The sequence below is a fragment of the Bradyrhizobium sp. CCBAU 51753 genome (assembly GCF_015291565.1).
Taxonomy (GTDB): Bacteria; Pseudomonadota; Alphaproteobacteria; order Rhizobiales; family Xanthobacteraceae; genus Bradyrhizobium; species Bradyrhizobium ivorense.
In genome coordinates, this window is sequence record NZ_CP030037.1 from 108,128 (window position 1) to 127,553 (window position 19,426).

Sequence of the window (19,426 nt, forward strand, 5' to 3'; positions counted from 1 at the left end):
CATAGGCACCAGCGCGTCACGCGCCTGTCAAATGCCCGCAAACCGCTATTGACAGCGGCTTCTCAACTAGCCAAGTGAAGCACCGCTTTTCAGGAAAATTCTGGGATTACCACGTGGCCAAGTCCGAGCTCGGAACCAAACGCATTTGCCCGACCACGGGCAAGAAGTTCTACGACCTCAACAAGAATCCGGTCATTTCGCCGTACACCGGCGAGGTCGTGCCGATCGCGCCGGTTGCCCCGCCGCGGGGCCGCGGCGCGACCGTCAGTTCGCCGGCAACCGCCGCCGAGATGCCGGAGGCTGCCGAGACCGAAGAGTTGGTCTCGCTCGAGGAGGCCGATGCCGAGGAGAACACCGGGAAGGTCAAGGCCCAGGTTCCCGAATCCGAGGACGATATCGAGGTCGATGAGACCATCGACGACGATGATGACGACGATTCGACCTTCATTGCCGACGAGGAAGAGGGCGATGAGGACGTGACCGACATCATTGGTGACGTCGGCGGCGACGAAGAGACTTGAGATCGGCGCCGATCTGTGGTGAAGGGTGCATCCTCGCGAGTCGCCTAGGGCTCGCGGGCCGGGCGGGTCCTCAGGGATCGCGCCCGACTGGAAGACTAACGGGGCCATAGCTCAGCTGGGAGAGCGCTTGCATGGCATGCAAGAGGTCGGCGGTTCGATCCCGCCTGGCTCCACCAGCCTTCGCTGGCTACGCCAGCTTCGGCTCGGCAAGCCCGGGTAGTCTCTCGTAGTGAAGGCTGCCGCGGCGTAGCCCGAAGCGCGAAGCCGGACTGATTCGATCCCCGACTTTATCCGCGCTGAATCCCCTCTATCGGCGATCCCGCGCCTACTCCCCAAGCACCGCATTCAGCCGGTCGCGCAGCGCGACGATCTCGTTCTTCATCGCCATCAATTCCCCGACCGAGCAGTCGGATGCCGCCAGGATCGACTGCGGCACCGACTTGGCTTTGTCGCGCAGCGCATGGCCCTGGGCGGTCAACGCAATCAGCACCTGACGCTCGTCCGCGGTGCTGCGGGTGCGCTTGATCAGGTCGGCCGCCTCGAGCCGCTTCAAGAGCGGCGTCAGCGTCCCGGAGTCCAGGAACAGCCGCTCGCCGAGATCCTTCACCGGCACGTCGTCGCGCTCCCATAGCGCCAGCATGACGAGATATTGCGGATAGGTCAGGCCGAGTCGGTCGAGCAGCGGCTTATAGACGCGGTTGAAGGCGTGCGCGGTCGAATAGACCGCAAAGCAGATCTGGTTGTCGAGCCGCAGCGCCTGATCCGCCGCCATCTGTTTCCTGACCATGGGGATTCCCGTCGACCTCGTCATGTTCAAGGTTCATTCTGGGCTCACGGCAGGCGGGATTCAATTGCGAACAATTAAATGTGAGACCGCATAATTCATATTGCGCACAATCTAATTTTGCGCAATATGCTGGCCTTCGAATTCAACCCAGGGAGACCACCATGTCTGTGAACGTGCTCTACAAGACCAGCGCCAAGGCAACCGGCGGCCGCGACGGCCATGCGGCAACGCTCGACGGCGCGCTCGACGTCAAGCTGACGACCCCGAAGGAGCTGGGTGGCGGCGGCGGCGCCGGCAACAATCCGGAGCAGCTGTTCGCGGCCGGCTATGCCGCCTGCTTCATCGGCGCCATGAAGTTCGTGGCCTCGCAGGGCGGCCCCAAGGTTCCCGCCGACGCCTCGGTCACCTCCACGGTCGGCATCGGCCCGCGCTCGGCCGGCGGCTTCGGCCTCGCCGTCGAGCTCGCGGTCTCGCTGCCCGGCCTGCCCCGCACTGATGCCGAAGCGCTGGTCGAGAAGGCCCACCAGGTGTGCCCGTACTCGAACGCGACCCGCGGCAATGTCGACGTCAAGCTGACCGTCGTCTGATCGGTCGCCCTCATCCATCGCATTCCAGATGGTCCGCCGCCGCGCGTGGCGGACCATTGCTTTTCCGGGTCGGTTCGCGTGGCGAACGCACGCGCGGCCGATTGCATGGGCCTGCGCATCCCGGGGCATTGCTGCCCCGCCCGACAACCGTTAGCTCTGGGACCCTCTCATCCTCTCTGAGCGAAGGTTGCTTCCATGAATACCCCAGCGGCTGCGGGCGCGATGACCGGACTGCGCGTGATCGATCTGACGCGCGTGCTCGGCGGCCCCTATTGCACGCAGATCCTCGCCGACCACGGCGCCGACGTGATCAAGGTCGAGCCGCCCGCCGGCGACGAGGTGCGCGAGTGGGGCCCTCCGTTCCACGAGGAGGACGCGGCCTATTTCGTCGGCATCAACCGCAACAAGCGCTCGGTCGGCCTCGACCTCGCCTCCGAGGGCGGCCGCGCCGTCCTGCTGAAGATGCTCGAGACTGCCGACGTGCTGATCGAAAATTTCAAGCCCGGCACGCTCGACAAATGGGGCGTCGGCAACGACGTGCTGCGCGAAAAATTTCCCCGCCTCGTGCATTGCCGCATCTCCGGCTTCGGCGCCGACGGCCCGCGCGGCGGCAATCCCGGCTATGACGCGATCATCCAGGCGATGACCGGCATGATCGCGGCCACCGGCTCGGCGGAGAGCGGCCCGATGCGCATCGGCGTGCCGCTGGTCGACATCACCACCGGGCTCTATGCGGCGATCGGCATCCTGATGGCGCTGTCGGAGCGGCAGCGCTCCGGCCTCGGCCAGTTCCTCGAGACCACGCTGTACGAGACCGGCCTTGCGATCATGCATCCGCACACCGCGAACTATTTCATGCATGGCAAGCCGCCGTCGCTCACCGGCAACGAGCATCCCAACCTCGTGCCCTACGCGATCTTCCCGACCAAGACCGACAACATCTTCATCGGCGTCGGCAATGACGGCACCTTCCGCAAGCTCGCCAAGGAGATCGGCAAGCCCGAGCTCGGCACCGATCCGCGCTTTGCCCGCAACAAGGACCGCATCGCCAACCGCGATGCGCTGCGCGTCGAGCTCGCCGCGGTCTTCAGCCAGCACGAGGCCGAACCGCTGTGCAACCGCCTGCTCGCCGCCGGCCTGCCGGCCGGGCCGGTGCAGAAGATCGACCAGGCGCTGACCAACTCGCACACCCTCCACCGCGGCGACGTCATCGAGAAGGACTGGTACAAGGGCGTCGCCTCGCCGATCCGGCTCGACCGCACCAAGCCGAGCCTGCGCCGCACCCCGCCGAAATTCAGCCAGCACGCCGCCGAGGTGCTCGGCGAGTTCGGCTATTCGAGAGACGAGATCAACGCCCTGGTCGACAAGGGCGTAGTCTGCGGCCCCGAGCGCAAGCGCTGAGGCCTTAACCGGCAAAATCGTCAAATGCCGCACTGCGGCGTGAGCACGCCTGCGCGCCGCGGGCGGCTCCGGCCGCCTGCGGGTCTTCGCCTATTTTCCGGCTTCCATTTTGTTGCGCTTGCCGCTTTCGTTTTGGCCGCTTACACAAGTCATGTGAACGTCACAGGGCGCTGCTAGCGCAAGCGCACATTTTTGACGGCCGAGGGGAGGGATTATTGATGGCACTTCGACAATTTGGTGCGGCTGTTGCACTTGCTGCCACACTGGCGTTCGGCGCGTCGCCGGCGTTTGCGGTGACCGAGATTCAGTGGTGGCACGCGATGACTGGCGCCAACAACGACGTCATCGTCAAGCTGGCCAACGATTTCAACGCTGCACAATCCGACTACAAGGTGATCCCGACCTATAAGGGCGGCTACGCCGACACCATGAACGCCGGCATCGCCGCCTTCCGCGCCGGCAACGCGCCGCACATCATGCAGGTGTTCGAGGTCGGCACCGCGACCATGATGGCCGCCACCGGCGCCGTGAAGCCGGTCTACAAGCTGATGGCCGACGCCGGCGAGAAGTTCGATCCGAAGAACTATCTGCCCGCGATCACCGGCTATTACTCGACCTCGAAGGGCGAGATGCTGTCGTTCCCCTTCAACTCGTCGTCGACCGTGATGTGGGTCAATCTCGACGCGCTGAAGAAGGCCAACATCGCCGAGATCCCGAAGACCTGGCCGCAGGTGTTCGATGACGCCAAGAAACTGAAGGCGGCAGGCTACAATACCTGCGGCTTCTCCGGCTCCTGGGTGACCTGGGTCAATCTCGAGCAGCTCTCGGCCTGGCACAACGTACCGCTCGCCAGCAAGGCCAACGGCCTCGACGGCTTCGACACCGTGCTCGAGTTCAACGGCCCGCTGCAGCTCAAGCACCTCGAAAACCTGGTCGAGCTGCAGAAGGACAAGACCTACGATTATGCCGGCCGCACCAACACCGGCGAGGGCCGCTTCACCTCGGGCGAATGCCCGATCTACCTGACCTCGTCGGCGTTCTTCGGCAACGTCAAGGCGCAGGCCAAGTTCAACTTCACCGCGGCGCCGATGCCGTACTATCCGGACACCAAGGGCGCGCCGCAGAACTCGATCATCGGCGGCGCCTCGCTCTGGATCATGGGCGGCAAGTCGCCCGAGGAGTACAAGGGCGTGGCCAAATTCCTGACCTTCCTGTCGGACACCGACCGCCAGGTCTGGATCCACAAGGCCTCCGGCTATCTGCCGATCACCAAGGCGGCCTATGCCAAGGCCAAGGAAGAGGGCTTCTACAAGGAGCAGCCCTATCTCGAGACCCCGCTGCTGGAGCTCACCAACAAGGAGCCGACCGAGAACTCCCGCGGCCTGCGCCTCGGCAACATGGTGCAGCTGCGCGACATGTGGTCGGAGGAGATCGAGCAGGCGCTGGCCGGCAAGAAGACCGCCAAGCAGGCGCTGGACTCGGCCGTCGAGCGCGGCAACACGATGCTGCGGCAGTTTGAAAAGGCCGCCGTCCGCTGACATGATGGGTTAAAGCATGATCCGGAAAAGTGCGAAGCGGTTTTCCGAAAAGATCATGCTCAAGCTTTAGAACCATCCCGGCAGGCCGCATCCCGCGGCCTGCCAGTTTTCCAAGATCATGCAAAAGCAAGCGATCTTCCAATCAAAGCTGTTGCCTTACGCGCTGGTTGCCCCGCAACTCGCGATCGTGCTGATCTTTTTCTACTGGCCAGCCGTGCAGGCGGTGATCCAGTCCTACCTGCTGCAGGACGCCTTCGGCCTTTCGACGAGCTTTGTCTGGTTCGAGAACTATCTCGAGCTGTTCAAGGACCCGGCCTATTTCACCGCGATCGTCAGGACTTTCGTGTTCTCGTTCGCGATCGCCATCTCCTCGCTGTCCTTCGCGCTGCTGCTGGCCGTCATGGCCGACAAGCCGCTGCGCGGCTCGACGCTGTACCGCACACTGCTGATCTGGCCTTATGCGGTGGCGCCGCCGGTGGTCGGCGTGCTCTGGGTATTCATGCTGCATCCCTCGCTCGGCGTGCTGTCGCGCTATTTGCGCGCGCTCGGCGTCGACTGGAATCCGCTGCTCGACGGTGACCAAGCCGCGCTGCTGATCATCCTGGCCGCAGCCTGGAAGCAGATCTCCTACAACTTCCTGTTCTTCCTCGCCGGATTGCAGAGCATCCCGAAGAGCGTGATCGAGGCTGCCGCGATCGACGGCGCCCGTCCGATGCGGCGGTTCTGGACCGTGATCTTCCCGCTGCTGTCGCCGACCATCTTCTTCCTTTTGGTCGTCAACATCGTTTACGCCTTCTTCGACACCTTCGGCATCATCGACACGATGACCCGCGGCGGCCCCGGCAAGGCGACGGAAACGCTGGTCTACAAGGTCTATACCGACGGCCTGCTCGGCGGCAATCTCGGCTCCTCGGCGGCGCAGTCGGTGATCCTGATGGTCATCGTCATCATGCTGACGGCGATCCAGTTCCGCTTCGTCGAACGCAAGGTGACCTACTGATGGTCGAGGAAGAGGGCTTTCAGCGCTATCTGGCTCACGTGATCCTGTGGATCGGGATCGCGATCGTCGCCTTCCCGGTCTATCTCGCGCTGGTCGCCTCGACCCAGGACAACGCGGTCATCGCCAACGGCCAGATGTCGCTGTTGCCGGGCGGCCATTTCCTCGAGACCTACTACCAGACGCTGTTCGTCGGCACGAGCGGCTCGACCCGCGAGCCGGTGCTCAACATGATGCTGAACTCGCTGGTCATGGCGCTGGCGATCGCGATCGGCAAAATCGCGATCTCGATCATCTCGGCCTATGCGATCGTCTATTTCCGCTTTCCGTTCCGGATGGCGATCTTCTGGATCATCTTCATCACCTTGATGCTGCCGGTCGAGGTGCGCATCTATCCGACCTACAAGATCGTCGCCGACCTGCATCTGCTCGACAGCTATGCCGGCCTGTCGCTGCCGCTGATCGCCTCGGCCACCGCAACGCTGCTGTTCCGGCAGTTCTTCATGACCGTGCCGGATGAGCTATTGGAGGCGTCGCGGATCGACGGCGCCGGCCCGTTCCGCTTCTTCTGGGATACGCTGCTGCCGCTGTCGCGCACCAACATGGCGGCGCTGTTCGTGATCCTGTTCATCCTCGGCTGGAATCAATATCTCTGGCCGCTGTTGATCACGACCCGCGACGACATGCAGACCATCCAGGTCGGCATCCGCAAGATGATCACCACCACCGACGCGCTGACCGAATGGCCGGTGGTGATGGCGACCGCCCTGCTCGCGATGCTGCCACCGGTGTTCGTCGTGGTCGCGATGCAGAAACTGTTCGTGCGTGGACTGGTCGAGACGGAAAAGTAGGAGCTCATGGCAAACGTCACGCTGCGCAGCGTCCGCAAGACCTATCCCGGCGGCTTCGAGGCCATCAAGGGCGTCGACGTCGATGTCGGCGACGGCCAGTTCTGCGTGCTGGTCGGCCCCTCCGGCTGCGGCAAGTCCACGCTGCTGCGCATGGTCGCGGGGCTCGAGACCATCAGCGGCGGCGAGATCGATATCGGCGGCCGCGTCGTCAACCAGGTCGAGCCGGCCGATCGCGACATCGCGATGGTGTTCCAGAACTACGCGCTCTATCCGCATATGAGCGTCTACAACAACATGGCCTACGGCCTGCGCAACCGCGGCATGCCGGAGGCCGAGATCAAGACCCGGGTCGAGGAGGCCGCGCGCATCCTCGAGCTCACGCCGATGCTGGAGCGCAAGCCGCGGCAGCTCTCCGGCGGCCAGCGCCAGCGCGTCGCGATGGGCCGCGCCATCGTGCGCCAGCCGAAAGTGTTTTTGTTCGACGAGCCGCTGTCGAACCTGGATGCAAAACTGCGCATCGCGATGCGGGTCGAGATCCGCAAGCTGCAGCGCCGGCTCAACACCACCTCGATCTACGTCACCCACGACCAGCTCGAGGCGATGACGCTCGCCGACATCCTCGTCGTGATGAACGGCGGCCAGGTCGAGCAGATCGGCAATCCGCTCGACATCTACCAGCGGCCGGCCACCACCTTCGTCGCCTCCTTCATCGGCGCCCCGCCGATGAATCTGATGCCGCTGCGCTCGGACGAGCTGAAGTCCCAGATCGCCGGCGTCGACGGCGCCGGTATCGTCGGGATCCGGCCGGAGGATTTTGTCATCTCCAGCGAGACCGCCCCCGGCGGGGTGGCGCTCGGCCTGACGATCGAGGCGATCGAGCATGTCGGCGCCGAAACCTTCGTCTATGGCAGCCGCCAGCGCGAGGAGCACGGGGTGGCCGCCAATCCCGGCGATCTGCCTCCCGGCGAAGTGATCGTCCGGGTTCCCGGGGTCAGCGGCCCCGCCATCGGCGAGCAGATCCGGGCGGTGGCGCCGCGCGACAAGCTGCATCTTTTTAGCGCCGACGGGCGCAAGCGAATCGGGTGACGAGGAGCGGTCGTTCCAGGGCCCGCGCCAGCGGGAGCCCGGAATCCGGAGGTTGCGCCGCGAGAATCCGGGTTCGACGCTTGTGCAATGCCCCGAAATGAACGGGAAAGACCGGTTATGCGACAATTAAGCCTGATTCCTGAGATGCTTGAACCCACCCCAAATCAGCCCCATATTGACGACTGACCGCCGGGCAAGAGGCCCGGCGGTTGCATGGGGTGCCGCAAGGGCCCTGACGCATGATCCGCCGAAGTGTGGGCGGTTCGGCGGTCGGATCATGCGCCAGATTCAAATTTGGCGCGCGACCGGACGCAAAACCGGTTCCCACTTTTGCTGGTCGCGCGCGCCAAAGTCGCTTCGAGAGGACTTTGTAATGTCTCGTGTTCCATCGTTGTCCAGTCCGTTCCTTCTGGGATTCGACGAAATCGAGCGTGCGCTCGACCGCGTCGTGAAGGGTGCCGACGGCTATCCTCCCTACAACATCGAGCGGTTCGACCGCAGCAATGGGCAGCCCGAGCGGCTGCGCATCACGCTGGCGGTGGCGGGTTTTACCCGTGACCAACTCGATGTGACTATTGAGGAAAATCAGCTCGTCATCCGCGGCCGCCAGCAGGACGACAAGGCCCGGCAATACATCCATCGCGGCATCGCCGCGCGCCACTTCCAGCGCACCTTCGTGCTGGCGGAGGGGATGCAGGTGCTGGGCGCGGACCTGAAGAACGGGCTGTTGTCGATCGACCTGGCCAGGCCGGAACCTGAACGGGTCATTAAGACAATCGCTATCAATGAGCACGAATAATAGAAACCTGGAGCGGACTCGACCGCTTATCTGACTGAGGAGTCGAGACCATGACTGAACTGAGTACCACCACCATCGAGTCATCCGACAGCGTCACGCCGGAGGCGCTGGCGCACCTGGGCGAGGGCCATATCGCCTATGTGAAGCAGGTCCGTTCCGAGGATGTGCCGGGATTGTTTCCCGAGGCACCCCAGCTTTCGCCGGGCCTCAAGCTGTTCGCTCTCCACGCCGCCGACGGCACGCCGATCATGCTGACCGACAGCCGCGAGGCCGCGATCGCGAACGCCTGGAGCAACGAGCTGCAGGCCGTCAGCGTCCACTGACGCACGGCTGACCTAACATCCGCGAGTTCAGGCGCGCGGGCATGCCTCGATCACCGAGGCGGCCCGCGCGTTTCTATGGTGACCTAAAGCATGATCCGAAAAAGTGTGAAGCGGCTTTCCCTCGCGACAAACGCGGAACGCGTTTGCGCGGTGAACATGCTCAAACAAAGAGCTGAAGCGCGATGATGATTCAACCCAATCTCATCGCGCTTTAGTCGATGTGAGCAGCGGCGCCATGCACTGCTGCACCTCGCCGGGAACGTTGTAATCACGCATCAGCAAGCGGTTGTTGCGCAGGCCGCACGCCTCTCGCTGCACCACGAACATCCACAGCGCATGGCCGGCTTGGCGCACCAGCATGCGCCGCGCCTGCTGCGCCGATGCCTCCGCGCGGGGGTTGGCGGCGTCGAACTCACGAAGTTTGGCAAGCGCCTGTTCCAATGCGCGCCCCATGCGCCCGAGCGCGGTGGCGCGCTCTTCGGCGAGCTCATAGGCGAGAACGTCGACGGGAACGCGATCGAGGCGAAAATCACGGGACATCGGCTATTCCGTGGGTTGCACGCGCCGGCAGCGCGCCTGCCTGTCTTCTGGCTTGATAGCACGACTGTCAATAGGTGCTCCCGTCTCGGAGTCCAAGGATCAGCCCGCCCAATTTTGGCGCTGCTTTGCCATTGCTTTGGGCCGTGGCCATGACGGCGGCGCCGTTTCGCGGGTCAAATTTCCATGCTGTAATCAGTTGCCGCGACCATCGGTCCGGGCGGTGCCGAGCCTTCCGATAATTCGACGAGGGAATTTCCAAGCAGAAAATTATCCGCGCCAATTTGAATGAAGGAGATGCGACCATGAAGAAAAGCATCCTGATCAATCTCATTGCTTCAGTGTCGATCGCCGTCCTGGCGACGGGTGTCGCGATTTCTGCGCAAGACAAATACAGTCTGAGCGTGCCGAACGGGCTCGCATTCTCCGAGTTCAGCGGATACGAGGACTGGCCGGTGATCGCGATCAGCGAGAACGAAGGCGTCATTGCCGTGATCCTCGGGAATCCGGCGATGATCGCCGCCTATCGGGAGGGCACACCCGGCAACGGCAAGCCGTTCCCGGACGGCGCCAAGATGGCGAAGATCCATTGGATCCCCAAGAAGCAGGAAGCTTATCCCGGTCAGCCGACAGTGCCGGGCGCCCAGCACGACGTCGACTTCATGGTGAAGGACAGCAAGCGGTTCGCAGACAGCGGCGGATGGGGATACGGTGCGTTCGAGTATGACGCGGCGTCGGATGTGTTCAGGCCCGCCAATACAACAGACAACCCGCCGCAGGACAACGACGCAAAGTGCGGCTACGCGTGCCACACGGTGGTGCAGAACCGCGACTACGTCTTCACCGAATACGGCAAGCGGTGAGCTGCAAAAGCCGATAGGCAAAATGCGCCGATCGCCGATCCCGCCCAGACTGTTCGTCATATTCGCCAGGAGCGCGCATGAAGCCGTGATCTTCAGGCGCGGTCCGGCCAGGTGGTATCACGTCATTCGCTGGAACACCCAGAACGACACCTTTCACAGCGGAGCCTGGTTTAAGGGTCGCATCTATCCCGAGAAATGCGACTTGTCACCGGATGGCGAGCTGCTGCTCTATTTCGTGCATCAAGCCAATCGTGTGCGCACAGACTACACGGATGCCTGGACCGCAATCAGCCGCAATCCCTGGCTCACCGCGATCGGGCTGTGGCCTCAGGGGACGACGTATGGAGGAGGCGGCCGTTTCACGGGCAATCGCAGTGCCATCATCAGAGGGTGCAGGAACGCCCACCCCGATCATCCCGGCGCCGGGATATCCATCTCCCTTGGCGATGTACCTCTCCATGTCTCATCCAAAGAGGTTGAAGGCTCCGAATGGTCGGGTCGCGATCAAGACGGACGGCTGGTGTTCACCCTGAACGGGCTATTGATGCACAGAAGCGATGCCGGAGATGATATCTGCCTCGCCGATTTCAATGGTTACACGCCCGATCCGCAGGCTGCACCGCCATCCGCCGACCGACCGTTGAGCGCGCTCCGGCCAAGCATCAAACGACGAAGGAAAAAGCAGGAGCCATAGCCCGAATTCATGGGCTTTCGGACATTAATCGCTAGCGCCCGGCCAACCGCGCGCGAATGTCCGGCTTCAGCACCTTGCCGACCTTGGAGCGTGGCAGATCATCCCAGATCTCGATCTGCTTCGGCGTCTTGATGCTGCCGATCTGCTGCTTGACGAAGGCGGCCAGCGCCGCCCCATCGATCGCCTGGCCGGCGCGCGGCTGCACCACGGCGACGATGCGTTCGCCCCATTTGTCGTCGGGCAGCCCGATCACCGCGCAGTCCTGCACCGCCTCGTGCGCGCGCAACGCGTTCTCGACCTCGATCGAGTAGACGTTGAAGCCGCCGGTGATGATCATGTCCTCGCCGCGCGATCCCGTCGGCAGCAGTCTGCCATCGCCATCCATGATGCCGGCCTGCACCAGCGGGCTGATCCGCCCGGCGGAGGCGAGTCGCGCCATCGCGATCGAGCCGTCCGGATTGTAGTGCTCGGCGGGCGCCATCATCGAGATCATCATCGGCGCCTCGGTCTGGCCGAACAGCTGCGCCATCGGCCCGATCCGCCGCAGGGCTTCCGCGAGCCGCGCCGCCGAGATCGGCGCCGCGCCGTACCAGAAGCATTGCAGCGAGCTGAGTTCGGCCGCGTCGAGCTTTGGATGATCGAGCAGCATGTAGATCACGGTCGGCGGCAGGAAGGTGTGGGTGACGCGATAGCGCGCGATCAGATCGAGGAACTCGCCGATGTCGGGGTGATGCATGATCACGATGCGGCCGCCCAGCGTCATGATCGGAAAGCACAGCACGCCGGCGGCATGGGTCAGCGGCGCGAGCGCCAGATAGACCGGGCGGCCCTTGAACGGGTAGCCCATCAGGGTCAACGCGGTCATGGTCTCGATGTTGCGGCCCGACAGCATCACGCCCTTCGGCTTGCCGGTGGTGCCGCCGGTGCCCGGGATCATCGCGAGATCGTCGACCGGCTCGCGCTGATAGAGATCATCGGCGAGGCCGGCGAGCCAGCGGTCGAACGACGGTGCGAACGGCAGCTCGGCATCGAGACAGACCAGCGCGCGCAGCTTGGGCAGATCCTGCCTGACCGCCTCGACCATCGGCGCAAAGCTGGAATGAAACAGCAGCAGGCTGCAATCGAACGCGTCGAGGATGAACTTGTTCTCGGCGGCCTCGTTGCGCGGATTGATCGGGCACCACACGGCGGCCGCGCGCGAGATGCCGAACACGCAGGCGAAGGCGAGCGGATCGTTGCCGGACAAGATCGCGACCTTTTCGCCGGGCGCGATGCCCGATCGCTCCAGGCCGCGCGCGATCCGGTAGCTCAGCCGCTGCACCTCGCCATAGCTGAGGTCGCGGCCGTCCATGGTGAGGCACGGTGCATCGGCGCCGAGCGAGGCGCCCTTGTCGAGATAGTCGATGAAACGCATGGTCGGTCCCGAAATAGACTGCGGGTGACGGGGGCTAGCGCGTCACCCGCAGCGAAGCGTTTTCGAGCGAAATAGACAACCGGATCGCGTGACGAAAACGCCTCAAACGAAATCCTTGGCAGCCCAAACTCAGTCGTGCACGGTCAGGACCGGCTTGCCGACCAGCCCAAAGCTGCGCAATTGCCCGAGCAGCTCGTGATGGCCAAAAGCCTGACAGCCGGAGGCGAAGCCGACGCGCTTCGGCGGCTGTTGCAGCAGGTGCGCCGCGGCAAAAGCCTGCAGCATGCCGGTCTGCTTGTAGTTGCTGTTGCCGTAGATGACGCAGTGCGCGCGCCCCAGCGGGCCGGACGCATATACCGAATCCATCGACTTGTTGACGCGCGGGTTCTCACGCGGCGGCATGGTGTTCATCACGCCGGCCGCGGTCTGCGCCAACGCGGCGTAGCGGTCGTCGGGGTTCATGTCCTTGGTCGCCTCCAGCGCGGCGGCGACGATCTGCGGCACGCCCAGCATCAGCGCGCGGTTGAAGACGCCGCCCAGCACCTTCACATTGGCGACGCGCGGATCGCGCTTGAACCACACCGGGTGCGAGGTGCCGCCCCAGGGCAGCGCCAGCGCCAGCTCGTGCTGGCCGGGGATGGCGAGGTTGTAGAGGCCGGCGTCGGGCTGATGCTCGACGTATTTGTTCTGCTCCAGATAATAGGCCTTGGCCATCGCGGCGTTGACCAAAATGGTCTGCGTCGAGGCGATGGTCGGGCTGCCGCCCCAGAACACGGCGATATCAAGCGTGTCGAGGCCGGGCGTCTCCAGGCACAGCTGCGCGGCGATCTCGCCGGTGGTGTACATCTGCGCGATGCCCGGCGCCAGCAGCAGGCCGGCATTGGCGAACTTCGCGCCCCACTCCTGATCGAGCGTGATCAGCCAGTCCTGCTCGCCGGTGGTGTCAGTGTAGTGGCATCTGGAAGCCCAACAGGCCTGCACCACCTCGCCGCCGAACTTGGCGAACGGTCCCACGGTGTTGAGCACCACCGAGGCGCCGTTGAACAATTCGGTCAACGCGGCGACCGTGTGCGGCACCTCCACCACCTCGTAGTCGGCGGTCTCGATGCCGGCCACGTTCGACTTCATCGCGGCGTTGAGCTTCTCAGCGCTGCGGCCGGCGGCGATGAAGGGGACGTTGTACTCGCGCAGATATTCGCAGACCAGCCGGCCGGTGTAGCCGGAAGCGCCATAGACGATGACGGGCTTCTTCTCGCTCATTGCGATCCTCCGAGATGTTTGTTGTCTGGTTTGCCGCTCACATGCCCATGCCGCCGTCGACCGGCAGGCCGATGCCGGTGATGAAGCGCGCATCGTTCGAGCACAGGAACACGGCGGCGTCGGCGATGTCGCTGACCTCGGCGAGGCGGCCGAGCGGCGTCTGCTCGACCACCGAGCCGACCGCCGCGTTGACGTCGGCAGCGAGCCCGATGCTGACGATGTCATTGGCGAGCTGCAGGCCCATGTCGGTCGGGATCAGGCCGGGATAGATGCAGTTGACGCGGACACCGAAGCCGAGCTTGCCGGCTTCCATCGCCGCAACGCGCGTCATGCGATCGACCGCGGATTTGGTACCCGAATAGACAGCGATGCTCGGGAATGCGATGGTCGCCGCAACGGAGGCGATGTTGACGACGGCGCCGCCCTTGCCCGCCGGCCCGCCCGGGCGCATCGCGCGGAACGCGTGCTTCATGCCGAGCACGGTGCCGACGATGTTGACGTCGCACATCCGGCGCGCGTCCTCGGCCTTGATCTCGCTGACCAGCGAGGTGATCTCGATGCCGGCGTTGTTGATCAGGATGTCGTAGCCGCCGAGCGTTTCGACAGTGGCGGCAACCGCACGCTCCCACTGCGCATCGTCGGTGACGTCGAGCTTGACGAAGCCGGTCTTCACCCCGGCCTTGGCGATCTCACCCGCAGTGTCCCTGCCGACGCCGTCGAGAATGTCGCCGATCATGACCGCCGCACCGGAGCGCGCCAGTGCCTGCGCAATCGCCGCGCCAATCCCCCGGGCGCCGCCGGTGACCAGGGCCTTCCTGCCCTCAAGGCTCTTCGCACTCATGACGTAGTCCTCCCTTTGCTGATGTTTGCGCTGATGTTTGCTTGGCGCTGGCGATGAGCAGCACGGGCCGGCGGACCGCGCGCCGGGGGCGCATCGTGGTCACGGCCGGCATCGGCGGAGCGCAGTGGTGCCGCTCCGGCGAGGCATCTCCTTCCCTGTTGCAAATTAGGTCAGCCATCTTGACGACTGTCCAAAATTATTTGGCCAACCCTCGTCCAGGAACTTGACACTTGTCAAGCCAAATTTGACAAGTGTCAAAGATGATGGTTGTGAGGGGATGGAGCGCGGCGCGCTTGGCGCGCTATAAGTCGCTAAGGGGAAGAGACGGAAAGGCACGAAATGGCGCGGCAAGCGACAGGAGCGGCCCGACGCGTGGTGGTAGCGGCCGAGGCGCCGCGCGACGAAAAGTTCAACGCGCGGCGGATCGAGCTCGCGGAGGCCGCGCTGGAGACGCTCGGCGAGCTCGGCTTCGCGCGCACCAGCCTGCGCGAGATCGCGCAGAACTCGGCGTTCACGCACGGCGTGTTTCACTACTACTTCAGCGACAAGCTCGACCTGATCTGCTGCTGCGTCCGCCACTACAAGGCGAAATGCGTGACGCGCTATGACGAGGTGGTGACGTCAGCGCAAAGCCGCGACGAACTGACTGAAGGCTTCCTCGGCAAGCTCGCCGAAACGCTGCAGAACGAAGCCCGCATGCACCGGCTCTGGTACGATCTGCGCGCGCAGGCGATGTTCGAGCCGGCGTTTCGCAAGGACGTGCTCGAGATCGACAAGAGCCTGGAGGCGATGATCTGGCGCATCGCCTCACGCTACGCCGAGCTCGGCGGCAAGCGGCCGGCCTCATCGCCGGCCGCGCTCTACGCGCTGCTCGACGGCCTGTTCCAGAGCGCGCTGCTCCGGCACCTCGCGAACGACGAGACGGCCGTGCCGGACCTGCTCGCTGAAGTGCGGCGGTTGTTGCCGACGATTTGCTAAGGCGATTGCGACGCATGTAGTCCGTCCACCCGCAGCGCCCCGCGCGCGAGCACGACGTCAATGATCGGGACGACGGCGCAAGTATTCACGCTTCAATCGAGCGACTTCCTGAGGAGCATTCAAGAGATCCAATGCTTCGGGCGTCAGCGGGCCGCTGGTGCACGCTCCCACCATTGCATCGATGCGACCTTGGTAGATGGTTAGTTTGCTGTCAGGGTCCACCATCTTCGATGGCTCGGCCATGTCATTCCGGGATGCACCAACAACCAAGGTTTCACCACGTGGCCAATGCAGGGTGTTCTCCCTGCTCTCGCACGTCCCGTCGCACCAATACTCTTTGATGATGAAGGCCTTCCGATCCGTAGGAGCGGTAAACAACCGTCCCTTCAACATCTCGACATGATCAAGAACAATCAGGCTGATCGGGGAATTGGTCTTACGAAGGTCGGATAGCAGACGTGACGAAACGACGCGTCCGCGAAGTATAATCGGCGTGCGCTCCAACAGTTCAAGCGTCGCGCGCGCCTCCATATCGCGACGTTTCTTTTCAACCGAGACCTGGTTGACGTCGGGAGACCGGTACCACGAGGTTGACAACGGAAGGGCGCAAGACAACGCCTCCGCTTTCTTGGGACCGACGACTGCACCGATCAGACAAAGAGCGGCGATCAGGCGGCGCATATGATGCCTCGCGGACGGGTAGGGCGAGTAATCTTCTTATATGAGCCAAAGCCTTAATGCACATCCGGCCGATGTGCCGTCGGATCGGACTACGCCGCGCTGGCCGGCGGCAGTGCGAGCACCGAGTAGATCGCCTGCGCGTCGCGGGAGGCGCGCAGCTTCTTGGCGACGTCCTGGTCGCGCAGCAGGCGGGCAATGCGCGCCAAGGCCTTGAGGTGGTCGGCGCCGGCGCCTTCGGGCGCCAGCAGCAGGAAGATCAGGTCGACGGGCTGGCCGTCCATCGCCTCGAAATCGATCGGGCGCTCGAGCCGGGCGAACAGGCCGAACAGCTTTTCCAGCTTGGGCAGCTTGCCGTGCGGAATCGCGACGCCGTAGCCGACGGCGGTGGTGCCGAGCTTCTCGCGCTGCAGCAGCACCTCGAAGACGGCGCGCTCGTTCTGGCCGGTCAGGGCAGACGCGCGCGCGGCAAGTTCCTGCAGCGCCTGCTTCTTGCTGATGACTTTCAAAGCGGGGAGAATCGCCTCGGGTGCGACCAAATCGGTAATCGGCATTGGGACGTTCCGAGGTGAATGAGACCGTCAGGTTGCGAAATAGGCTTTACGCCGGCGTCGTCAAGAAGATGTGGTGGGATGCGGGCGTGGCCCGGGTCCGGTTGGCAGGGCTTCTACCCCAACGCATCGGCGGTGCCAACACCGGCGAAACCCCGGTTCCGCCCCCCTTCTGCTGGGGCGGCGGACCATAAGCAGGGCTTGCTTCCGGCGTCAATGCCATCTGCCATATATCCTCAGGGGGTCACCGACGGGGGGTCGACCCAGCCGACATTGCCGTCCGTCCGGCGGTAAATGATGTTCACCCGGCCGCTGCCGCCATGCTGGAACACCAGGCAGGACGCGCCGCTCAGATCCAGCTCCATGACTGCCTCGCTGACCGATAGCCGCTTCAGCGCGGTGGTTGCCTCGGCAATGATCACGGGTGCGTATTCGGTGACCTCGTCCTCGTTCTCGGGCGCCTCGATGACATAGCTCGGCGCGTCGAGCCCGCCGCCGTTGAGCTCGGCGAGCGCGGCGCTCGCGGCGTAGGCCTTGCGGGCCGAGCGGTCCTTCAGCCGGCTCTTGTAGCGGCGCAGCCGCTTTTCGATCATCAGCAGCGCGGCGTCCGCGCTGGCATAGGCGTCGGTGGCGTTGGAGTCGGCTTCCAGCGTGATGCCGGAATCCAGATGCAGCGCGCAATCGGTCCGGAAGCCGAAGCCGTCCTTGCTCAGCGTGATGTGACCGGAATAGTTGCCATCAAAATACTTTCGCAGGACCTCGTCGGTGCGCTCGCTGACGCGCGCCCGAAGCGCCTCGCCGATGCTGATGCTCTTTCCCGAGATTCGAAGGGTCATTTGATGCCTCGATTGCTGGATGCCGCGATCACTCTCTTGCTGGAGCATGATGGTTTCTGGCGTCTCGGTGACCTCCTCTTCTGGATCACGTCGCAACGGGGGAGATTGAGACTATTCCGATTTGCGGCGAACGCAACGACAGCCTGAACCGGACGGCGGTCCGGCGCCGGCATTCTCGAAAAGTAACCTAAACGGGGGCTGTATCGCGCGACCGGTCGGACGAGGAGGCAGGGGCCGAAAGGGCATTACCGAGCATGCTCTGTTTGTCACGGCGGCGCTGCACCGAGGAAGGTATTCGCATCGCCTCGCGGTACTTCGCGACGGTGCGGCGAGCGATGTCAATGCCGGAGGCGCGCAAACGTTCCACGATGGTGTCGTCGGACAGGATCGCCGACGGCGCTTCGCCGTCGATCAACTGCTTGATGTGATGACGCACCGCTTCCGCCGAATGCGCCTCGCCGCCGTCGGCGGACGCAATCGACGCGGTGAAAAAATACTTCAATTCAAAACTGCCGCGATTGGTCGCCATGTATTTGTTGGCGGTGACGCGCGACACCGTGGATTCATGCATCTGGATCGCGTCCGCCACTGCCTTCAGATTGAGCGGCCGCAGGTGCGCCACGCCATGCGTGAAGAAGCCGTCCTGCTGGCGGACGATCTCGGTTGCGACCTTCAGAATAGTGCGGGCGCGCTGGTCGAGTGCGCGCACCAGCCAGGTCGCATTCTGCAGGCAGTCGCTGAAGTACGACTTGTCGCCGTCCTTGCGGATCGTCTTCGACAGCTCAGCGTAATAGGTCTGGTTCACCAGGACGCGCGGCAGAGTGTCGCTGTTGAGCTCGACATGCCAGCCGCCGTCCGGACCCGGCCGCACATAGACGTCGGGCACCATGGTCTGCGTCCGCGCGGTGCCGAACTTCAGGCCCGGTTTCGGATCGAGCCTGCGGATCTCCGCGATCATGTCGGTGATGTCTTCGTCGTCGACACCACAGAGCTTGCGCAGTGAGGCGATGTCGCGCTTGGCGAGCAGATCGAGATGCTCGACGAGGGCCTGCATCGCCGGATCGTAGCGATCGAGCTCGCGCAGCTGGATCGCGAGGCACTCGCTCAGGTTACGCGCACAGACGCCGGGCGGATCAAACTTCTGCAGCACCGCGACGACCTCGTCGACCGCCGCCTGCGAGGCGCCGAGCCGCTCGGCGGCCTGGCCGAGATCGGGCGGCAGATAGCCGGCGTCATCGACCAGGTCGATCAGATACTGCCCGATCATACGCTGCGCCGGCGCCGAGAACGCCACCGCGAGCTGCTCGGCGAGGTGGTCGGCCAAGGTGAGCTCTGCCGCCACGAAGGCTTCCAGATTGTATTCGTCGTCGCTGGAGGCGCCGCCGCCCCATTCGGTATAGACCGAGGGCGGCGCGTCCTGGGCGGCGCGCGCGGCGGCTTCCGCGGGCTCCTCGGTGAAGACGTTGTCGAGGCGGGTATCCAGCGTCTGCTCGATCTCGGCGCGGCTGCCGAGGTCGCGGTTCAGCCACTCCTCCTGGCTGGGCTCGAAGCCCTCGCCGCCGGAACCGGCTGAAAGGTCGGACGGGCCGTCACCGTCCCCGTAGCTGCCGGAATCGTCGGAATCGCCGTAGTCCGGCCGCTCCAGGGCCGGCTCGCCCGCCACCGGCGGCTCCGGGCCGTCGGCGCCCCGCTCCAGCAGCGGGTTGCGCTCGAGCTCCTCCTCGACAAAGGCCGACAAATCGAGGTTCGACAGCTGCAGCAGCTTGATCGCCTGCATGAGCTGCGGCGTCATGACCAGCGACTGCGACTGGCGGAACTCTAGTCTTTGCGTCAGTGCCATGGAGGCAAGATCGATCCCGGAAAGTTGGCTCGATTCTTGCTTAT

The 19,426-nt window shown here is 64.1% G+C and carries 21 protein-coding genes, 1 tRNA gene and 1 pseudogene; 14 read left to right on the top strand and 9 right to left on the bottom strand.

From position 1 onward, the window contains the following. The first annotated feature begins 113 nt into the window (after positions 1 to 113). Positions 114 to 521 carry a TIGR02300 family protein gene (locus XH93_RS00455; RefSeq protein WP_097671433.1) on the top strand — a complete coding sequence of 136 codons (408 nt, stop codon included), beginning with the start codon at positions 114 to 116 and terminating at the stop codon, positions 519 to 521. A 100-nt stretch (positions 522 to 621) separates the two neighbouring features. Then, positions 622 to 697 (top strand) — tRNA-Ala (locus XH93_RS00460). Positions 698 to 846: 149 nt separating this feature from the next. Here XH93_RS00460 and XH93_RS00465 read toward each other — a convergent pair. After that, positions 847 to 1,308, bottom strand: coding sequence for a MarR family winged helix-turn-helix transcriptional regulator (locus tag XH93_RS00465; protein ID WP_194471979.1), 462 nt, complete (start codon positions 1,306 to 1,308; stop codon positions 847 to 849). Between the two features lie 161 nt (positions 1,309 to 1,469). Here XH93_RS00465 and XH93_RS00470 point away from each other — a divergent pair, with 161 nt between their 5' ends. The 8 genes from XH93_RS00470 to XH93_RS00505 all read left to right on the top strand — a co-directional run bounded on the left by XH93_RS00470 (position 1,470) and on the right by XH93_RS00505 (position 8,890). Then, on the top strand, positions 1,470 to 1,895 hold the full coding sequence (locus XH93_RS00470; RefSeq protein WP_139479396.1) for an organic hydroperoxide resistance protein: 426 nt from the start codon (positions 1,470 to 1,472) through the stop codon (positions 1,893 to 1,895). A 195-nt stretch (positions 1,896 to 2,090) separates the two neighbouring features. Continuing rightward, positions 2,091 to 3,296, top strand: a complete 1,206-nt coding sequence (locus XH93_RS00475; protein WP_246799453.1) for a CaiB/BaiF CoA-transferase family protein — start codon at positions 2,091 to 2,093, stop codon at positions 3,294 to 3,296. 218 nt (positions 3,297 to 3,514) lie between these two features. Beyond that, complete coding sequence (ugpB, locus tag XH93_RS00480; RefSeq protein ID WP_194471980.1) at positions 3,515 to 4,834, top strand: sn-glycerol-3-phosphate ABC transporter substrate-binding protein UgpB; 1,320 nt, start codon at positions 3,515 to 3,517, stop codon at positions 4,832 to 4,834. Positions 4,835 to 4,952: 118 nt separating this feature from the next. Next, positions 4,953 to 5,834 carry a sn-glycerol-3-phosphate ABC transporter permease UgpA gene (gene ugpA / locus XH93_RS00485; RefSeq protein WP_139856972.1) on the top strand — a complete coding sequence of 294 codons (882 nt, stop codon included), beginning with the start codon at positions 4,953 to 4,955 and terminating at the stop codon, positions 5,832 to 5,834. After that, entirely contained in the window at positions 5,834 to 6,682 is an 849-nt protein-coding gene (gene ugpE / locus XH93_RS00490) for a sn-glycerol-3-phosphate ABC transporter permease UgpE (RefSeq protein WP_139479400.1), read from the top strand. Before ugpA ends, ugpE begins: the two co-directional genes overlap by 1 nt. 6 nt (positions 6,683 to 6,688) lie before the next feature. Continuing rightward, a complete protein-coding gene (locus XH93_RS00495) occupies positions 6,689 to 7,768 on the top strand; it encodes a sn-glycerol-3-phosphate import ATP-binding protein UgpC (RefSeq protein ID WP_139479401.1) in 1,080 nt (359 codons plus the stop codon). 373 nt (positions 7,769 to 8,141) lie between these two features. After that, complete coding sequence (locus XH93_RS00500; RefSeq protein ID WP_139479436.1) at positions 8,142 to 8,567, top strand: Hsp20 family protein; 426 nt, start codon at positions 8,142 to 8,144, stop codon at positions 8,565 to 8,567. A gap of 50 nt (positions 8,568 to 8,617) precedes the next feature. Continuing rightward, complete coding sequence (locus XH93_RS00505) at positions 8,618 to 8,890, top strand: DUF1150 domain-containing protein (RefSeq protein ID WP_139479402.1); 273 nt, start codon at positions 8,618 to 8,620, stop codon at positions 8,888 to 8,890. 201 nt (positions 8,891 to 9,091) lie between these two features. Here XH93_RS00505 and XH93_RS00510 read toward each other — a convergent pair whose 3' ends face one another. After that, complete coding sequence (locus XH93_RS00510; RefSeq protein WP_194471981.1) at positions 9,092 to 9,430, bottom strand: DUF6665 family protein; 339 nt, start codon at positions 9,428 to 9,430, stop codon at positions 9,092 to 9,094. 302 nt (positions 9,431 to 9,732) lie between these two features. On the opposite strand from XH93_RS00510, the gene XH93_RS00515 reads away from it, so the two are divergent. Together XH93_RS00515 and XH93_RS00520 are read left to right on the top strand one after the other, a co-directional pair. After that, positions 9,733 to 10,290 carry a cytochrome P460 family protein gene (locus XH93_RS00515; protein WP_194471982.1) on the top strand — a complete coding sequence of 186 codons (558 nt, stop codon included), beginning with the start codon at positions 9,733 to 9,735 and terminating at the stop codon, positions 10,288 to 10,290. A gap of 22 nt (positions 10,291 to 10,312) precedes the next feature. After that, a complete protein-coding gene (locus XH93_RS00520) occupies positions 10,313 to 10,984 on the top strand; it encodes a hypothetical protein (protein WP_194471983.1) in 672 nt (223 codons plus the stop codon). A 31-nt stretch (positions 10,985 to 11,015) separates the two neighbouring features. On the opposite strand, the gene XH93_RS00525 is transcribed toward XH93_RS00520, so the two are convergent. From XH93_RS00525 to XH93_RS00535, 3 genes are all read right to left on the bottom strand, one after another. After that, entirely contained in the window at positions 11,016 to 12,398 is a 1,383-nt protein-coding gene (locus tag XH93_RS00525) for an AMP-binding protein (protein ID WP_194471984.1), read from the bottom strand. A 129-nt stretch (positions 12,399 to 12,527) separates the two neighbouring features. Continuing rightward, entirely contained in the window at positions 12,528 to 13,658 is a 1,131-nt protein-coding gene (locus XH93_RS00530; protein ID WP_194471985.1) for a DUF5938 domain-containing protein, read from the bottom strand. Between the two features lie 37 nt (positions 13,659 to 13,695). Further along, a complete protein-coding gene (locus tag XH93_RS00535; RefSeq protein ID WP_139479408.1) occupies positions 13,696 to 14,499 on the bottom strand; it encodes an SDR family NAD(P)-dependent oxidoreductase in 804 nt (267 codons plus the stop codon). Positions 14,500 to 14,847: 348 nt separating this feature from the next. Here XH93_RS00535 and XH93_RS42860 point away from each other — a divergent pair. Further along, a pseudogene (locus XH93_RS42860) lies at positions 14,848 to 14,949 on the top strand (TetR/AcrR family transcriptional regulator); the annotation flags it as partial. Continuing rightward, complete coding sequence (locus XH93_RS00540) at positions 14,923 to 15,477, top strand: TetR/AcrR family transcriptional regulator (RefSeq protein WP_371815146.1); 555 nt, start codon at positions 14,923 to 14,925, stop codon at positions 15,475 to 15,477. The pseudogene XH93_RS42860 and the gene XH93_RS00540, both read left to right, overlap by 27 nt. A gap of 57 nt (positions 15,478 to 15,534) precedes the next feature. Here XH93_RS00540 and XH93_RS00545 read toward each other — a convergent pair whose 3' ends face one another. The 4 genes from XH93_RS00545 to rpoN form a co-directional block, all read right to left on the bottom strand. Beyond that, positions 15,535 to 16,158: a hypothetical protein gene (locus XH93_RS00545; RefSeq protein ID WP_194471986.1), complete on the bottom strand. Its 624-nt coding sequence runs from the start codon at positions 16,156 to 16,158 to the stop codon at positions 15,535 to 15,537. A gap of 89 nt (positions 16,159 to 16,247) precedes the next feature. Next, positions 16,248 to 16,709, bottom strand: coding sequence for a PTS IIA-like nitrogen regulatory protein PtsN (gene ptsN, locus XH93_RS00550; RefSeq protein ID WP_139479410.1), 462 nt, complete (start codon positions 16,707 to 16,709; stop codon positions 16,248 to 16,250). A 233-nt stretch (positions 16,710 to 16,942) separates the two neighbouring features. Continuing rightward, positions 16,943 to 17,542, bottom strand: a complete 600-nt coding sequence (hpf, locus tag XH93_RS00555) for a ribosome hibernation-promoting factor, HPF/YfiA family (protein WP_139479411.1) — start codon at positions 17,540 to 17,542, stop codon at positions 16,943 to 16,945. A gap of 187 nt (positions 17,543 to 17,729) precedes the next feature. Continuing rightward, on the bottom strand, positions 17,730 to 19,382 hold the full coding sequence (gene rpoN, locus XH93_RS00560; RefSeq protein WP_139479412.1) for an RNA polymerase factor sigma-54: 1,653 nt from the start codon (positions 19,380 to 19,382) through the stop codon (positions 17,730 to 17,732). Positions 19,383 to 19,426 lie beyond the last annotated feature (44 nt).

Coding starts and splice junctions, on each gene's coding strand:
- hpf (WP_139479411.1), bottom strand. CDS start 17,542: ATGACCCTTCGAATCTCGGGAAAGAGCATCAGCATCGGCGAGGCGCTT.
- XH93_RS00500 (WP_139479436.1), top strand. CDS start 8,142: ATGTCTCGTGTTCCATCGTTGTCCAGTCCGTTCCTTCTGGGATTCGAC.
- XH93_RS00510 (WP_194471981.1), bottom strand. CDS start 9,430: ATGTCCCGTGATTTTCGCCTCGATCGCGTTCCCGTCGACGTTCTCGCC.
- XH93_RS00475 (WP_246799453.1), top strand. CDS start 2,091: ATGAATACCCCAGCGGCTGCGGGCGCGATGACCGGACTGCGCGTGATC.
- XH93_RS00530 (WP_194471985.1), bottom strand. CDS start 13,658: ATGAGCGAGAAGAAGCCCGTCATCGTCTATGGCGCTTCCGGCTACACC.
- XH93_RS00525 (WP_194471984.1), bottom strand. CDS start 12,398: ATGCGTTTCATCGACTATCTCGACAAGGGCGCCTCGCTCGGCGCCGAT.
- ptsN (WP_139479410.1), bottom strand. CDS start 16,709: ATGCCGATTACCGATTTGGTCGCACCCGAGGCGATTCTCCCCGCTTTG.
- XH93_RS00520 (WP_194471983.1), top strand. CDS start 10,313: ATGCGCCGATCGCCGATCCCGCCCAGACTGTTCGTCATATTCGCCAGG.
- XH93_RS00465 (WP_194471979.1), bottom strand. CDS start 1,308: ATGGTCAGGAAACAGATGGCGGCGGATCAGGCGCTGCGGCTCGACAAC.
- XH93_RS00470 (WP_139479396.1), top strand. CDS start 1,470: ATGTCTGTGAACGTGCTCTACAAGACCAGCGCCAAGGCAACCGGCGGC.
- XH93_RS00545 (WP_194471986.1), bottom strand. CDS start 16,158: ATGCGCCGCCTGATCGCCGCTCTTTGTCTGATCGGTGCAGTCGTCGGT.
- ugpB (WP_194471980.1), top strand. CDS start 3,515: ATGGCACTTCGACAATTTGGTGCGGCTGTTGCACTTGCTGCCACACTG.
- XH93_RS00505 (WP_139479402.1), top strand. CDS start 8,618: ATGACTGAACTGAGTACCACCACCATCGAGTCATCCGACAGCGTCACG.
- XH93_RS00515 (WP_194471982.1), top strand. CDS start 9,733: ATGAAGAAAAGCATCCTGATCAATCTCATTGCTTCAGTGTCGATCGCC.
- XH93_RS00495 (WP_139479401.1), top strand. CDS start 6,689: ATGGCAAACGTCACGCTGCGCAGCGTCCGCAAGACCTATCCCGGCGGC.
- XH93_RS00535 (WP_139479408.1), bottom strand. CDS start 14,499: ATGAGTGCGAAGAGCCTTGAGGGCAGGAAGGCCCTGGTCACCGGCGGC.
- ugpE (WP_139479400.1), top strand. CDS start 5,834: ATGGTCGAGGAAGAGGGCTTTCAGCGCTATCTGGCTCACGTGATCCTG.
- rpoN (WP_139479412.1), bottom strand. CDS start 19,382: ATGGCACTGACGCAAAGACTAGAGTTCCGCCAGTCGCAGTCGCTGGTC.
- ugpA (WP_139856972.1), top strand. CDS start 4,953: ATGCAAAAGCAAGCGATCTTCCAATCAAAGCTGTTGCCTTACGCGCTG.